This is a genomic window from Marinobacter sp. (genome assembly GCF_048266785.1).
Classification (GTDB): Bacteria; Pseudomonadota; Gammaproteobacteria; order Pseudomonadales; family Oleiphilaceae; genus Marinobacter.
In genome coordinates, this window is record NZ_JBLWYX010000001.1 from 20,485 (window position 1) to 35,643 (window position 15,159).

16 protein-coding genes are annotated in these 15,159 nt (G+C 54.8%); 6 read left to right on the forward strand and 10 right to left on the reverse strand.

Going from position 1 to position 15,159, the window contains the following annotated elements; translation table 11 throughout:
* Window positions 1–50 precede the first annotated feature (50 nt).
* Window positions 51–2,126, reverse strand: coding sequence for an ATP-dependent DNA helicase RecG (gene recG, locus ACN0V1_RS00115; RefSeq protein ID WP_417543045.1), 2,076 nt, complete (start codon window positions 2,124–2,126; stop codon window positions 51–53).
* Window positions 2,127–2,134: 8 nt separating this feature from the next.
* Window positions 2,135–3,094: a hydrogen peroxide-inducible genes activator gene (locus tag ACN0V1_RS00120; RefSeq protein ID WP_417543046.1), complete on the reverse strand. Its 960-nt coding sequence runs from the start codon at window positions 3,092–3,094 to the stop codon at window positions 2,135–2,137.
* 76 nt (window positions 3,095–3,170) lie between these two features.
* On the opposite strand from ACN0V1_RS00120, the gene ACN0V1_RS00125 reads away from it, so the two are divergent.
* Entirely contained in the window at window positions 3,171–4,052 is an 882-nt protein-coding gene (locus ACN0V1_RS00125; RefSeq protein ID WP_417543047.1) for an NAD-dependent epimerase/dehydratase family protein, read from the forward strand.
* Window positions 4,053–4,114: 62 nt separating this feature from the next.
* Here ACN0V1_RS00125 and ACN0V1_RS00130 read toward each other — a convergent pair whose 3' ends face one another.
* The 4 genes from ACN0V1_RS00130 to gmk form a co-directional block, all read right to left on the reverse strand.
* Window positions 4,115–4,501 carry a RidA family protein gene (locus tag ACN0V1_RS00130; protein ID WP_144778865.1) on the reverse strand — a complete coding sequence of 129 codons (387 nt, stop codon included), beginning with the start codon at window positions 4,499–4,501 and terminating at the stop codon, window positions 4,115–4,117.
* A gap of 80 nt (window positions 4,502–4,581) precedes the next feature.
* Entirely contained in the window at window positions 4,582–6,723 is a 2,142-nt protein-coding gene (locus ACN0V1_RS00135; protein ID WP_417543048.1) for a RelA/SpoT family protein, read from the reverse strand.
* 145 nt (window positions 6,724–6,868) lie between these two features.
* Entirely contained in the window at window positions 6,869–7,081 is a 213-nt protein-coding gene (gene rpoZ, locus ACN0V1_RS00140; protein WP_096783603.1) for a DNA-directed RNA polymerase subunit omega, read from the reverse strand.
* 88 nt (window positions 7,082–7,169) lie between these two features.
* Window positions 7,170–7,814 (reverse strand): guanylate kinase, encoded by a 645-nt coding sequence (gene gmk, locus ACN0V1_RS00145; protein WP_417543049.1) that lies wholly within the window; start codon window positions 7,812–7,814, stop codon window positions 7,170–7,172.
* A 181-nt stretch (window positions 7,815–7,995) separates the two neighbouring features.
* Between gmk and ACN0V1_RS00150 the strand changes: the two genes are divergently transcribed.
* Both ACN0V1_RS00150 and ACN0V1_RS00155 read left to right on the forward strand, forming a co-directional pair.
* Entirely contained in the window at window positions 7,996–8,883 is an 888-nt protein-coding gene (locus ACN0V1_RS00150) for a universal stress protein (RefSeq protein ID WP_417543050.1), read from the forward strand.
* The gene (locus tag ACN0V1_RS00155) at window positions 8,883–9,701 is read left to right on the forward strand and encodes an RluA family pseudouridine synthase (protein ID WP_417543051.1); all 819 of its coding nucleotides are present in this window, start codon (window positions 8,883–8,885) and stop codon (window positions 9,699–9,701) included. Before ACN0V1_RS00150 ends, ACN0V1_RS00155 begins: the two co-directional genes overlap by 1 nt.
* A 15-nt stretch (window positions 9,702–9,716) precedes the next feature.
* On the opposite strand, the gene ACN0V1_RS00160 is transcribed toward ACN0V1_RS00155, so the two are convergent.
* Entirely contained in the window at window positions 9,717–10,583 is an 867-nt protein-coding gene (locus tag ACN0V1_RS00160) for a YicC/YloC family endoribonuclease (protein ID WP_417543052.1), read from the reverse strand.
* A 226-nt stretch (window positions 10,584–10,809) separates the two neighbouring features.
* On the opposite strand from ACN0V1_RS00160, the gene rph reads away from it, so the two are divergent.
* Window positions 10,810–11,526, forward strand: coding sequence for a ribonuclease PH (rph, locus tag ACN0V1_RS00165; RefSeq protein ID WP_417543053.1), 717 nt, complete (start codon window positions 10,810–10,812; stop codon window positions 11,524–11,526).
* A gap of 157 nt (window positions 11,527–11,683) precedes the next feature.
* Here rph and ACN0V1_RS00170 read toward each other — a convergent pair whose 3' ends face one another.
* A complete protein-coding gene (locus ACN0V1_RS00170) occupies window positions 11,684–12,490 on the reverse strand; it encodes an exodeoxyribonuclease III (RefSeq protein ID WP_417543054.1) in 807 nt (268 codons plus the stop codon).
* Between the two features lie 81 nt (window positions 12,491–12,571).
* Here ACN0V1_RS00170 and pyrE point away from each other — a divergent pair, with 81 nt between their 5' ends.
* On the forward strand, window positions 12,572–13,210 hold the full coding sequence (gene pyrE / locus ACN0V1_RS00175; RefSeq protein WP_417543055.1) for an orotate phosphoribosyltransferase: 639 nt from the start codon (window positions 12,572–12,574) through the stop codon (window positions 13,208–13,210).
* A 3-nt stretch (window positions 13,211–13,213) separates the two neighbouring features.
* The gene (locus ACN0V1_RS00180; RefSeq protein ID WP_417543056.1) at window positions 13,214–13,867 is read left to right on the forward strand and encodes a DUF4124 domain-containing protein; all 654 of its coding nucleotides are present in this window, start codon (window positions 13,214–13,216) and stop codon (window positions 13,865–13,867) included.
* 124 nt (window positions 13,868–13,991) lie between these two features.
* On the opposite strand, the gene ACN0V1_RS00185 is transcribed toward ACN0V1_RS00180, so the two are convergent.
* Window positions 13,992–14,396, reverse strand: coding sequence for a hypothetical protein (locus ACN0V1_RS00185; RefSeq protein WP_417543057.1), 405 nt, complete (start codon window positions 14,394–14,396; stop codon window positions 13,992–13,994).
* Between the two features lie 357 nt (window positions 14,397–14,753).
* On the reverse strand, window positions 14,754–15,092 hold the full coding sequence (locus ACN0V1_RS00190; RefSeq protein WP_417543058.1) for a DUF2782 domain-containing protein: 339 nt from the start codon (window positions 15,090–15,092) through the stop codon (window positions 14,754–14,756).
* Window positions 15,093–15,159 lie beyond the last annotated feature (67 nt).

Consider the following 15,159-nt stretch of genomic DNA (forward strand, 5'->3'; position numbering starts at 1 on the left):
AACCAGTCCATGCGTAAGCATTTACGGCCTGTCAAACGTATCAGACTGGTTTACACATCTCCATAACGTAATTTTTCGCCCAGCCAGCGTTTGATCAGAGCCTGCACCAGCTGCGGCTGCTGCATAAGCCCCGGCGCCATCTCACGCACCGGCTCAATCCAGCCTTTATCTCGCTCAAAGTCTGCCAGCCGGAACTGCATCATGCCAGTCTGGCGAGTGCCCAACACTTCTCCCGGTCCGCGTATCTCCAGGTCTTTCTCGGCAATAACAAATCCATCCTGGCTGTCACGCAGGGCCTGCAACCGCGCCTTGCCGTTTGCCGACAGGGGCGGATGGTACATGAGCACACAGAAACTGGCCTGCTCTCCTCGTCCTACCCTGCCACGGAGCTGGTGAAGCTGGGCGAGACCCAGACGCTCCGGGTTTTCAATAATGATCAGAGAAGCGTTGGGCACATCCACACCTACTTCAATCACGGTTGTAGCAACCAGCAGATCCAGCTCACCCTGCTTGAAGCGATTCATAACCCCGGCTTTTTCTGCCGACTTGAGCCGACCATGAACCAGCCCGACCTTCAGGCCCGGCAAACGCTCAGCCAGCTCTTGCGCTGATACTTCAGCTGCCTGGCACTGCAAGGCTTCTGATTCTTCAATCAATGTACAGACCCAATAGGCCTGGCGGCCATCAGTGCAGGCGCTACGCACACGCTCAATCACATCGTCCCGCCGACTATCAGGGATAACAATCGTTTCAACAGGCTTGCGGCCCGGGGGTAGCTCATCAATCACCGAGGTATCAAGGTCTGCATACGCGCTCATTGCCAAAGTACGCGGGATGGGCGTGGCGGTCATGATCAGTTGGTGCGGCGCCAGTGTTCCGCCAACACCTTTCTCCCGCAGCGCCAGACGTTGGTGTACGCCAAACCGGTGTTGCTCATCCACGATAACCAGAGCCAAACGGTGAAACAGTACATCATCCTGAAACAGCGCATGGGTACCTATTACCACGCTGGCGGGACCGGAATGGACGGCTTCCAGCGCCTCTTTGCGAGCCTTTCCTTTCACCTTGCCAGACAGCCAGGCCAACTGAATGCCGAGAGGCTCAAGCCAGCCCCGGAAGTTTTGATAATGCTGCTCAGCGAGTATTTCTGTCGGTGCCATAAGCGCCACCTGGGCACCCGCACCTATGGTCTGAATTGCCGCCAGTGCTGCCACCACGGTTTTACCCGATCCCACGTCACCCTGAACCAATCTGAGCATGGGCAGTGGCTGGCTGAGGTCCTGCCGGATATCACTCATAACGTGGCGCTGCGCGCCGGTCAGTGAAAATGGCAATTCTGCAAGAAAGCGCTCAACCAGATTACCGGAAGGCAGCAATGGCAGTGCTTTGCGCGCCTGAATCTGCTCCCGCACCTGCAGCATGCTCAACTGATGGGCGAGCAGTTCCTCCATAACCAATCGTTGCTGTGCCGGATGCCGTCCCTCCATCAGCAGATGGACTGGCGCACTGGCCGGCGGAGAATGCACAGTCTGGATGGCTTCCGTAATCCCTGGCAGTTGATAACCCGTCAATAGCTCTGCTGGCAACCAGTCTCGTATGGGGTGTCGCTGAAGGTACCCCAGGGCCTGCTGACACAGCCCTCTGACCCGGGGCTGCTGGATGCCTTCAGTCAGCGGGTAAACCGGTGTAAGGGTTGCCTGTCCGGCTGCAGGCATAGGCGGCGGATTAACCTGATATTCCGGATGGTAAAACTCGTAACCCGCGCGTCCAGGGCGCACTTCGCCGAAGCATCGAACCAGCGTGCCTTCTGCCAGCTGGTTTTTTTGAGCTGCGTTGAAGTGAAAAAAACGCATCACCAAAAATCCGCTGTTGTCTTTCAGCGTAACCTGCAAACTACGACGGCGCCCCATCACCAGGTCCGCCTTCATCACCTCCCCCTCAACCACGGCCACATCGCCGATCCTCAGGCTGCCCATAGGGACGATGCGTGTACGGTCTTCATAACGGTGAGGAAGGTGAAACAGCAGATCCTGCAAGGACGCGATACCCAGCCGCGCAAGTTTCTCAGCCAGAGCACTCCCTACGCCTTTAAGCTCAGTGACAGGGATATCTTCCAGCGAGGCCATGGCAGAGATCAGTCCGTCTCGACAGTAACCGGCGTATCGGCTGTCGCTTTCTCGATTACCCGGCACTGGCCAGCTGCAAGCGAGAGGACATCGATAGCTTTTGGCCGTGGAAAAGTTACCCGCCAAGCCAGAGCCACCGTGCGTGAAGGCACCGGCGGGGCGAAAGGTCGGGTCACAAGTACATCTTTGTGATACTGCATGGCGGTGGCCGCAGAGAGCGGCAATACGGTAATGCCCAAACCGGAGGCAACCATATGCCGAATAGTCTCCAAAGAACTGCCTTCAGTGACAAGCGAAGGCGAACCGACATCCGCTCGGCGGGTAACGGCTTCCACCAGTGGCGGGCAGGATTCGAGCACCTGATCCCGGAAGCAGTGTCCGGGGCCAAGCAGAAGCAACTGCTCGCGAGCAAGCTCAGCGCCGGTTATGTGCTCTTTTTTTGCCAGCGGATGGCCAGCCGGCAGAAGCACAACAAAAGGCTCATCGTATAACGGCAGCGTGAGCACTTCCGCCTCTTCGAACGGCAGTGCGATGATAATGGCATCGAGTTCAGACTGACGCAGCTTCTGACGCAGATTGGCAGTGTAGTTTTCTTCGATGTACAGAGGCATTTCCGGCGCTGCACGGCGAAGTTCCGGCAAAAGATGCGGAAACAGATAAGGGCCTATGGTGTAAATGGCGCCAACCTTGAGTGGCGAATTCAACTGATTTTTGCCATCCTGCGCCATATCACGGATCACACCTACCTGATCCAGAACACGCTGGGCCTGCTCTACAATGCGCTGACCGGTTTCCGTTACGCGAATGCTGCTTTTGCTGCGCTCAAACAAAGGTACACCCAACTCGTCTTCCAGTTTTTTGACCGCAACGCTGAGTGTTGGCTGGCTCACATGGCAGCGCTCGGCGGCGCGACCAAAATGCCTTTCGCGGGCAAGTGTAACGACGTATCGTAACTCGGTAAGAGTCATGGTGATCTCCGGTCAAAAGGATACGGGTCGAAGTTTCACTGATTAATGGATTAGAGGATAAGGATTGATATTGTCTATGGCAATCGCTGATCGCAATAGTATGCCGGGAATTCTCGTAGCGGGTTGTGGCAAGCTCGGTGGCGCCATCGCCGTTATGCTCAAAGAGTCCGCACAGGTTTACGGATTACGGCGTAATCCGGAAAAAGTACCTGAAGGCGTTGAGGGTATAGGTGCAGATCTGACTCGCCCGGAGTCTCTGGGTGGCAAGCTGCCTGACAATCTGGATACGGTTATCTACTGCCTTACCCCCTTGAGTTATGACGAGCAGGGGTATCGCGATGCGTATGTTAACGGTTTGGCCAATCTGCTTGAGGCGCTGGGTGATCAGCCGCTAAAACGGCTGTTTTTTATCAGCAGCACCAGTGTCTACGCTCAGGATGACGACAGCCTGGTCGATGAATCCAGCGTCGCCTCTCCCGCCCGCGCTACCGGCCGACAAATCCTGGCAGGTGAACAGACGGCATTGGACAGCGGCCATCCCGCCACCATTATCCGTTTCAGCGGAATTTACGGGCCTTCAAGGAGGCGTTTTCTGGAGGAGGTTATTGAGGGCCGCATGAACCCGCTGAAACCGGCGCCGTTCAGCAATCGCATCCACGAGGAAGATGCAACTGCCGCTGTGGCTTGGCTCAACGGACTGGCGCTTTCCGGAAAGCCGCTGGATACCTGTTATGTGGCCAGCGATTGTGAGCCGGTTCGCCTTGATGAGGTTGTTGAGTGGGTTCGCCAACAGATCCCTTGCGCTGAGCCCGTAGCAGACGCCAGAAAGGGTGGCCGTGCTGGCAGCAAGCGCTGTAACAATCAGCGGCTGCTGCAAACCGGATTCAACTTTCGCTATCCGGATTTTCGGACCGGATACAGGGAAATGATTGACAATAGCCAGACCCGGAACAAATAAAGGCGGCCTGGGCCGCCTTTATTCCGAACCTTGAGGTTCTGCGCTCTCTCAACCCAGCACTATCAGCTCAGCACCATCACGGCTTCCATTTCTACCGGAACACCCTTTGGCAGAGCTGAAACCTCAACGGCCGCCCGCGCCGGATAAGGCTCCGGAAAATACGTCGCCATAATTTCGTTGACCGTGGCAAAGTTCGCCAGATCGGTCACATATATGTTCACCTTGACGATATCCTTCAGCTCGCCGCCAGCCGCTTCACATACCGCTTTCAGGTTTTCGAACACTTGGCGGGTTTTGGCTGCGAAATCCCCTCCGACCACTTCCATGGTCTCGGGGACCAGCGGAATCTGACCAGAGATATAGACCGTGTCACCTGCCTTTACGGCCTGAGAGTAGGTACCAATTGCCTGAGGTGCATTTTCAGTCTGGATTACGGATTTGTTGGTCATACCGTTGAACTTCCTCTCGTCTAAAACACTAATCGTCGCCCTTCGGCACAGGAACTGTCAACCACACACCTTCTCCGGGCTCAGTATTTCACCCGGTTTATCGAGGTGACGGCCTTGACGTTGCGAACCCGGCGCATTACGCGAGCCAGGTGCTTGCGACCGTGAACCTTGACGATCAGGCTGACCACGCCGAAACGGGCGTCCTGCTCGTCTACATTAATACGCTCAATATTGCCATCTGCCATAGCGACTGCGTTGGCAATTTCTGCAATTACGCCGCGCTGGCGCTCCAGTTCAACGCGCAGCTCCACGGAGAACTCATCGGTAATATCCTTGGCCCAGGTAAGATTGGTCAGGCGGGACCGACCCTCATTATCTTCCGGCAGGCGAGAGCAGGTGTCTGAATGGATGACCATGCCATTGCCAGAACCCATCACCCCGACGACCGGATCCCCCGGGATCGGTTTGCAGCAGGTGGCAAAGTGCACCAGCATGCCCTCGGTTCCCTGGATGGTTACAGGGGCATCATCTCCACCTTGAATATTCTTCGCAGACTCACTGGACTCGGCACTTTCAGCACCCGTAACCAGCTGGCGGGCGACCAGGTAGGCCATCCGGTGGCCCAAGCCAATATCACTGATCAGATCATCAAAGCTGTTCACCTGATTATGAGTCACAACGGCTTGTTTCTGGGCATCGTCAATATCCGACAAACGGGCACCAAACCCATTGAGAGACTTTTTCAGCAAGGTCCGCCCCAGATCCAACGATTCCGCCAGTTTCTGGCTATTGAGAGTGTGGCGAATGCTGCTGCGAGCCTTTCCGGTTACCACAAAACTGAGCCATGCCGGCGTAGGTCTGGCACCGGGTGCCGTAATGATTTCCACGGTCTGACCGCTCTGCAGGGGCTTGCTCAGAGAGCCCAAATTCCGGTTTATCCGACAGGCCACCGTGGCATTGCCGATATCCGTATGGATTGCATAAGCGAAATCTACCGGGGTTGCGCCTCTTGGCAGCTCCATGATTTTACCCTTTGGGGTAAACACATAGATTTCGTCCGGGAAGAGGTCCACTTTTACGTGTTCAATAAACTCGAGAGAGTCGTCTGCCCGCTCCCGCATTTCCATGAGGCCTTTGACCCAGCGGTCTACCCTCGTCTGGTTCACGCTGGTCGCGCTGGTCGGCTCGTTCTTGTACATCCAGTGCGCAGCAATACCATCGTTGGCAATATGCTCCATTTCCTCAGTGCGGATCTGGATTTCAATATTCACATGCATACCAAACAGAGTGGTGTGCAGTGACTGATAGCCATTGGCCTTGGGCATCGCAATGTAGTCTTTGAACCTGCCGGGCATAGGCTTATAGAGGCTGTGAACAGCGCCCAGAATCCTGTAGCAGTCGTCTTCGGTATCGGTAATGATACGGAAGGCGTACACGTCCATGATTTCATAGAACGATTTCTGCTTGAGCTTCATCTTGTTATAGATGCTGTTCAGATGTTTTTCACGCCCGAGTATCCGCCCTGGAAGGCCCCGCTCTTCAAGCTTTTCCTGCAGTCGGCCACGAATATCTTCAATAATCTCACGGTGACTGCCGCGCAGTTTGTCGACAGCTTTGGAGATATAGCGGGAGCGCATCGGGTGCAGCGATGCGAAGCCAAGATCTTCCAGCTCGGTGGAAATAGCATGCATGCCAAGACGGTTGGCGATGGGGGCGTATATATCGAGAGTTTCTGTAGCAATGCGCTGGCGCTTTTCGTAGGGCATGGGCCCGAGGGTGCGCATGTTGTGCAGGCGGTCAGCCAGTTTGACCAGAATAACCCGTATATCTCTGGCCATGGCCAGAGTCATTTTCTGGAAGTTCTCTGCCTGAGCTTCGGCACGGGTGCGAAACTCTATCTGGGTCAACTTGCTGACGCCATCCACAAGCTCTGCCACGTCCTCGCCAAACTGCTCGGCAAGAGCATCCTTGGGAATGCCGGTATCTTCTATAACATCATGAAGCATGGCCGCCATAAGGCTCTGATGGTCGAGCTTCAGTCCGGCAAGAATATGTGCAACGGCAAGGGGGTGGGTGATGTAACGATCACCGCTTTTGCGCATCTGGCCTTCGTGGGCCTGTTCGGCATAATAGTAGGCCCTTCGCACCTGATTGACGCGATTGGTATCCAGATAGGTACTGAGGTCGCCCGCCAGCCCTTCTACCGTAGCCTCAAGCAACACTTCGCCTCCGTAATATTAATTCCCCACGGTTACCGGGAGCGCAAACAAAAAAACCCGAATGCATGCATTCGGGTCTTTTCTCCATCCTTCCAGCAACGATCTATAGATACACTATAAAACTGCGGAGGCAGATTTCAATGCTTTCTTAATCTTCTTCGATTTCGTTCAGCAGATCGCGGCTAACCAACCCTGCAGCAATTTCGCGCAAGGCGATTACCGTAGGCTTGTCGTTTTCTTCTGCAACCATCGGCTCGGCACCTTTGGTGGCAAGCTGACGGGAACGTTTGGTAGCCAGCATGACCAGCTGGAAGCGGTTATCAACGTGTTCCAGACAATCTTCAACGGTAACTCGTGCCATAACTTCCCCGACAAATTAAAAATGACTGATTTAGCAGACCGCGTAGTTTACTGCCAGCGGCACACTTTGTATACAGCAAAAGCCCGTATCAGGCAGTGCTGTCGGCTCCTCCCGAAAGCGTCGAGAGCAGGTGCCTGTGCCGTGCCTGCTGGGCAACTATCTGCAGACGCTGAGTGCGCACAATCGCCAACAAGTCGCCCAGCGCATCGTGGAAGTCATCATTCACCACCAGGTAATCAAACTCCGCTGCGTGACGACACTCTTCCCGCGCTTCAGTGAGGCGCCGCTCTACCACCTCTGGCGCATCAGTACCCCTACCCACAAGGCGATCCCGCAGGACTTCAGCCGAAGGTGGCACAATGAAAACACTGACGCATTCCGGAACAAGGCGCCGCACCTGCGCGGCGCCCTGCCAGTCGATCTCCAGAATAACGTCACGCCCACGAGCCAGCATCTCCCGAACCCAAACCTGAGACGTGCCGTAGTAATTCCCGAAAACATCAGCATGCTCCAGGAAGTCCCCACGGCCGATCATGGCCTCAAAGTCAGCCCTACTGACAAAATGGTAGTTGATGCCGTCCTTCTCGCCTTCACGCATAGGGCGAGTGGTATGAGACACAGACACTCCCAGCTTTTGATCTGCATGCAACATTTCTGCTACGAGACTGGTCTTGCCAGCACCGGATGGAGCAGAAATAACAAACAGCGTACCCGTTTCACCGGCCTGGCTCATGACTCGACAACTCCTGAACTTGATCTGGCCACCATTAACGAGGCCCCGGAAAACCATTAATTATACGACCTTTGACCAAACACCGCATCCCGGATGCCTCCACAACTGGTAACATCAGAGGATGTGGCAGCTAAACACCGCAGAACCAAACTAAAGCTCAGAAAAACGACGGAAAGGCAGCATGGATAAACTTCTGATTGTCATGGATCCGGCCCACAAGCACCAGAAAGCTCTGGCCCGGGGAATCGATCTGGCACGCGCGACAGGCGCTCACCTGGAAATCGTAGCTTTCACCCATGAACATCTCGGCGTCCTGCCCTCAGACCCCAAGGTGCAGCAACGCGCCAAAGATACCCTGATTGAGCTTCGCCAGCGCTGGCTTGAGCAAATGCTGGCACTGGCTGACTGCAGCGACCTGCAACTTACCGCGCATACAGTTTGGGAAAAAAACATACATCGGTGGATTATCGAGCACTGCCACCCGAACCGATTCAGAGCAGTGATCAAAACCGGGAGCCGCTCAGAAACATGGCTTTATACGCCTACAGACTGGCACCTGATCAGGGAATGCCCGGTACCAGTTATGCTGGTTGCAGAGCAGAAGTGGAATCACGCCCACCCTGTTCTGGCAGCGGTAGACCTGAGCTCCACCAAACCTGTTAAAAAAGCGCTCAACACAAAGATCATCGAACAGGCGAGCGCACTGGCCAAAGCCTTCAAAACAGAAATTCATCTGGTGCACGCCCTGCACATTTCCGAGGTGCTGGCAGATCTTGAGATCATCAATGTGGTCGAGCATGAGCAAAAACGCAGGGAAGCGCTGGAGCCCGCCATCACGCACCTGTGCAATACCTGGAACCTGAGCCGAAACCAGATTCACATGGCTGTTGGCCCGGCACACAAGGTTATCCCCAGCGTTGCCAGCAAGATAAAAGCCGATATGGTGGTGATTGGCACCAGTGGTAAAACCGGCCTCAGAGCCAGAGTCATCGGCAATACCGCAGAAAAAGTGCTCACTCACCTGAGAACCGATCTACTTGCCATCAAGCCCGGAGATGCTGGTCAGTAATGCGCAGAAAATTCGACATTACGACCGACCAACCCGAAACAGCTAGCGAAGCCCTGAGCCAGGCATCGGGGCTTTCGCGCCAGCGCATCAAAGACGCCATGAACAAGGGCGCATGCTGGTGGACACTTAAAGGCAAACAGGTTCGGCTCCGGCGCGCCACCAAGGAGCTGAAGGTTGGCACGCGGCTGCAGCTCTACTACGACGAGAATGTGCTGAACCGAAAGCCCGAAGCGGCAAACCTGATAGCAGACAAGAGCCGCTACAGCGTCTGGTTCAAACCCCACGGCTTACTGGCTCAAGGCTCACAATGGGGAGACCACTGCAGCCTGCTACGCTGTGTCGAGCTTGAGCTAAAGCGCCCCTGCTTCCTTATCCACCGGCTCGATGCCGATGCCGCCGGGCTCATGCTCATCGCCCACGACCCGAAAGCCGCTGGTGCACTCTCCCAGTGCTTCGCCGGGCGCACCATGACTAAACATTACCTGGCCAGAGTGACCGGCATTATTGATGTGCAAGATCAACTGCTCGACATGCCTATTGACGGCAAAGCCGCCATCAGTCGCGCCTCCACGCTGAGCACCGATGAAACCACCGGAACCAGTCTTCTGCAGGTCACCATCGAAACAGGCCGAAAACACCAGATCCGCAAACATTTAGAGAGCATAGGCCACCCCATTGTCGGCGACCGTCTGTACGGCAAACCTGCGCGGGTTCCGCTACAACTGCTGGCCACAAGCCTTGAGTTTGACTGTCCCCTGAGCCGACAACGGGTGAAATTGGAACTGCCGGAGGCACTGCGCAGCCTCGGCCCGGCCTGAGCGGTCAGTGCTGAATCACTCGACGTTCTGCACCTGCTCCCGAACCTGCTCAATCAACACTTTCAAATCGACAGCTGCCCGCGTTACACCCGCATCAATGCTCTTGCTGCTCAAGGTATTGGCCTCCCGGTTCAGCTCCTGCATCAGAAAATCGAGCCGGCGACCAATGGCCTCATCACGCTTGAGGGTGTCTGTCACTTCACAGATATGCGCGTCCAACCGATCCAGCTCTTCGGCCACATCGCTCTTCTGCGCCAACATGACCATTTCCTGAGTAATGCGTTCGGGATCAAGCTCTACTTTGGCTTTCAGAAAACGCTCACGCAGGCGGGTCTCCTGCGCTTTGAGTAATCCGGGCATACCCTCACGAACCGTCGCAACCAGCACTTTCATTTCCGTCAGGCGATCTTCAAACAAAGGCCTCAAACGCTCACCTTCCCGTTCACGGACAACCGCCAGTTCCTCAACCGTTTGTTTAAAAAGGTTCAGCGCAGCCTCTTTGACCGGGCTGTAATCCTGCTCCGGTACTGAAAGCACTCCGGGCCAACGCAAAATATCCAGCGCATTAATGTGCGCCGGGTTATCCAGCATACGGTTAACGTGATTTGCAGCATCATTGACCGCCTGGGCTATGTCTTCATTAATTTCAAAACCTGGAACACCCGCTTCGGTGGACTGCAGACGAATCGCCACATCCACCTTGCCCCGTTTCAATTGTTTTCGCAGCTCCTCCCGGAAAGGATTTTCAAGCTCGCGCAACACCTCCGGCAACCGAAAAGATGGCTCCAGATAACGATGATTGACGGTGCGAATCTCGCAGGTCAGCGTTCCCTGCCCGTCCTGAGCATCCTTCCGGGCAAATGCAGTCATACTTCTAATCATGGCAGCTCCGGCTTCGTAGTTGGTCGCAATCGTTTATTATAAACCCTGAGTCTAACAGGCAGGGATCACCTGCGGCGAACTCCACCTAAAACTCCATTTATACAACATCAACACCCTGCTCGAGCACCCCGGAATCCAGGCCCAACGTGTTATACTTTTCGGCTTTCAAATCCAAACCCGCCCGGGACAACCTCCCGGACACTTACCTCAGAAATCAGGAAACACTATGCGCCCAAGCGGCAGAACGCCCGAGCAGCCCAGAGAGATTCGCCTTACCCGGAACTACACCCGCCATGCTGAGGGTTCTGTGCTGGTCGAGTTCGGAGACACCAAAGTCATCTGCACCGCCTCCGTGGAAAACAAAGTACCGCCCTTCCTGCGTGGCGAAGGCAAAGGCTGGATCACCGCGGAATATGGCATGTTGCCCCGCTCTACCGGCAGCCGCATGGGCCGCGAAGCGGCCCGTGGCAAACAGGGCGGGCGCACCGTAGAAATCCAGCGCCTGATCGGCCGCTCACTACGCGCCGCCGTCGACATGGAAGCTCTGGGCGAGCACACCATCACCATCGACTGCGACGTTATCCAGGCCGACGGCGGAACCCGCACAGCAGCCATCACCGGCGGCTGCGTGGCCCTGGTCGACGCACTGAACCACCTGGTTGCAACCAAGCGCCTGAAAAAGTCACCGCTGAAGCAAATGGTGGCTGCAGTTTCCGTTGGCATATACAAAGGCACACCGGTGGTTGATCTGGACTACCCGGAAGACTCCGAAGCCGAAACTGACATGAACGTGATCATGACCGACCAGGGTGGTTTCATCGAAATCCAGGGAACTGCGGAAGCGGCGCCGTTTGTTCAGGAAGAACTGGACAACATGCTGGCACTGGCCAAGCAAGGCATTGAGAAGTTATTCGTACTGCAGAAAGAAGCGTTGGAAGGCTAAAAGAGCTAACTCAAAAGTCTGGGTGTCGGCATTACTGCCGCGCTCGCAGACTGTTAGAGGCCAAGGATGGCCGGAAACAAGCGTACAGGGATGTACTTGCAGCGTGTCTGGGGGCGCGGCAGTAATGCCGACACTTCCCCCAAAAGCTAAGGCCAGCTCAGATGCCGATTTCTATATCGTAATCCATAATCACCGGAGCGTGATCCGAAAAGCGGGTCGTGCTGTCAATCCAGCCATCCTGGATAGTCTTGCGAATACCCGGCGTCATCAACTGGTAATCCACCCGAATACCTGCATTCTTCCGTGACCCCTCAGTTTGCTCCGGCCACCAGGTAAACTGATTACTCTGCTTGTTGATATCGCGGAACGCATCCACGCAGCCCATCTCATCAAACAAACGATCCAACCAGGCCCGCTCGTGGGGCAGAAAACCGGAAAAGTCCAACTTATGATATAGAGGACTGGCATCAGTCACGTGATGCGCGGTCTGCAGGTTCGCACCAAAAATAAACTGCCGACGCTTACGCAGAGTTTTCTGCATGTGCAAGCCAAAAGCGTCCATAAAATCATCTTTATGGTCGAGAACTGTCAGATCATCCTCGCTGATCAATTCTTCCTCACGACCCAAGGCGCAGGGTGCCAGCACAGAGGCAACCGAAACCTTGTCAAAATCAGCTTGAATAAAGCGCCCTTCGCGATCCGCCTGCTCATTGGCGAAACCGTACATGATGGCTTTGGGAAAATGCCGCGTGTAAATACCCACGCCGCCGTCCTCATTGTTTTCGCCATCGATGAAATAGGCCTCATACCCCTCAGGAATGAGATTGAGATCTTCAATCTCATAGGCGCGCATACGGTGATCCTGAACACAGACAACGTCTGCATCCTGCTCGGCCAGCCAGTCGAAGAAACCTTGATCAACAGCCCGGGCAAGACCATTGACGCTGATTGATACTACCCGCATACGTGTTCCCTGATTCGGTTTGTGTGTATGATACCGTTTTCACGCGTTATTAAAAGATCCACACCCGCCAGAAGCCTTGCCATGCACGACTATCAGCAAAATTTTATTGAATTCGCCATCCGCCGTAACGTACTTCGTTTTGGTGATTTCACCCTCAAGTCCGGTCGCACCAGCCCCTACTTTTTCAACGCCGGGCTATTCAACACCGGGGACGACCTGCTTCAGCTCAGCAAAGCCTATGCTGAAGCCATCGACCGCAGCGGTCTGGATTATGACATCATTTTCGGGCCTGCCTATAAGGGCATTCCGTTGGCAACCGTGACTGCCATGGCACTGGCTCGCGAGGGCAACAGCAAGCCATTTGCCTTCAACCGTAAAGAAAAGAAAGATCACGGCGAAGGCGGTAATATTGTGGGTGCCCCGTTGCAGGGTAAAGTACTAATCGTAGATGATGTTATTACCGCCGGCACAGCCATACGCGAATCCATCGACCTCATCCGGGCGTCGGGCGCGGAGCCAGCTGGTGTGCTCATCGCCCTGGACAGGCAGGAGCGAGGCAACAGCAAGCTCTCAGCTATACAGGAAGTAGAGAGCGAATTCAGCATCCCGGTGATCAGTATCATCCGCCTGGAACAGGTTCTGGACTATCTTGAAACCAATCCGGTGTTTTCTGGCCATGCCACGAAGGTAGCCAGCTACCGGGAACGTTACGGAGTCTGACTGATGCACAAGCGCCCGACCGTAATTTCAGCTACTGCCTCTGCCCTTATGCTGTCGCTGGGCATGACAACCCTGGCAGAGGCTGGCATGTACCGCTACACGGATGAAGAAGGCCAGATCGTAATCAGCAACACCATCCCACAACCAGCCACAAAGCGCGGCTACGACATCCTCAATTCAAACGGTCGCGTCGTGGAAGTCATCCCGCCGGCGCCAACGGAAGATGAAATCACCGCGCGCGAAGCAGAAAAACAGCGCCAAGCAGAGCTTGCCGCTCAGCGCGAGAAAGACGCCCAACTACTAAAGCGCTTTAGCCATCCCGACCAAGCGATCAGAGCCATGCATCGCAAGCTGGATGAACTGCGAGGCCTGATTCAGCTCAAGCGCGGTAACATCTCTGTCATCTCAAGCCAGCTCGATAACGAGCAAAGCCGCGCCGCGAACATGGAGCGATCCGGACAAAAAATACCGGACGCAACTCTCGACAAGATCCGCCGCCTTGAATCACAGATCCGCGATATCGAGAGGGAAATTTCCTGGCAAACTCAGGAAACAGACTCCCTGATACAGTCGTTTGAGGCCGATGTAAAACGGCTCGAAAAGATTACCGGTGAAGCTCGCACGCTGAAACTGGACCCAGACGACACTTCGGATTAATCCGCTGCCACCGGCGACGGCACCACCCCACCATTAAAAATGAAAAAAGGCGCCAAAACTCAGCTTGGCGCCTTTTTCGCATACCAGCACAGGTTCTGTGCTGGTATTACTGCATCACATTGACTCAGGCTGAAGCAGCGTCTTTCTTTGCTGCGGTTTTCTTCTTCGCAGCTGGCTTCTTGGCTTCTACCGACTCCTTGGCATCTTGAGCTGCTTTGGACACATCGTCTGCCGCTTCAGATACTGCGTCTGCGCCTTCAACTGCTTCTTTCTCAAGCTTTGCGACCAGGTCGGCTGCAAAGTTGCCAAAGCGGCTGTTCAGAGTGCGCAGCTGGCCGAAAAGGCTGTCGCTGTAGCCGTTATAACGAGTGCGCAGAGTTTTAACACTGTACTCACGCGCTCCTGATTCCAGCTTTTCAGCGTAGTCAAACGGCTTGGCCGCCAGCTTCTTCTGCTGCTCTTCAGCAGCATTGATGCCTTTGTCTACGATTTCCTGAAGCTGTTCCTGATAAGTTTTAAGTTTACCCATGTCATTTCTCCTTGGTTTACTGAAGTATTTTCAAACCCTTCCCTTATCGCTTCTGGCGGAGGCTTAGCCCTGCTTGATTAGCTCTAAGGTGAACGCTTTCTTTGATTCTGAAACCAAGGTTACGGGGAAAAATTAGAATGTTCATACTAAAACAGGCGCCGTGCATGCGCCGCATATAAGTGATTTTACGGATTATCCTCTTGTCGCAAGCCGCTCAATCCGCATAGTGCCTCCTGTTTTTGCAACCCGCCTCCGCGTATTATTCCCGCGCTGCAAACCCATTCTTAAAACAAAGTCTGCGACGCCAGCATTGGCGCGAAGGCACTACGGCACTGCGGATAGTGCGATGAAGGACGCTTACCAGCGAAATAAAATCCAGCTCGGCACCAGCATGTCAGAATCAGTTTCACGGATCCAGCCACCACCATCAGCCGGCACCAGGTAGTACTCACGACCGACTTCCGGCACTACCTTTATCTCCATGAGCTGTCCGTTCACCCGATACTCGTAAAATACCTCGCCATCACCCGACCGGATCACGATCTGCGGACCATCACTGGATGGCTGATAGTCAGAAATCACAACTGGCTCTCTGGGCGTTTCTACAAGGGTCTCATCCAGAGAACCGCTTTCCTGTGCCAGCGCAGACGCAACGCCGAAAACAAGCAGAAGTGCGGAAGAGGCGATTCGTTTCATTTTCGTGATACCCTTTTGTTCATCGAATTAAGTACAGAGTTGCACAAGCCAACCCACGCTTCAATCA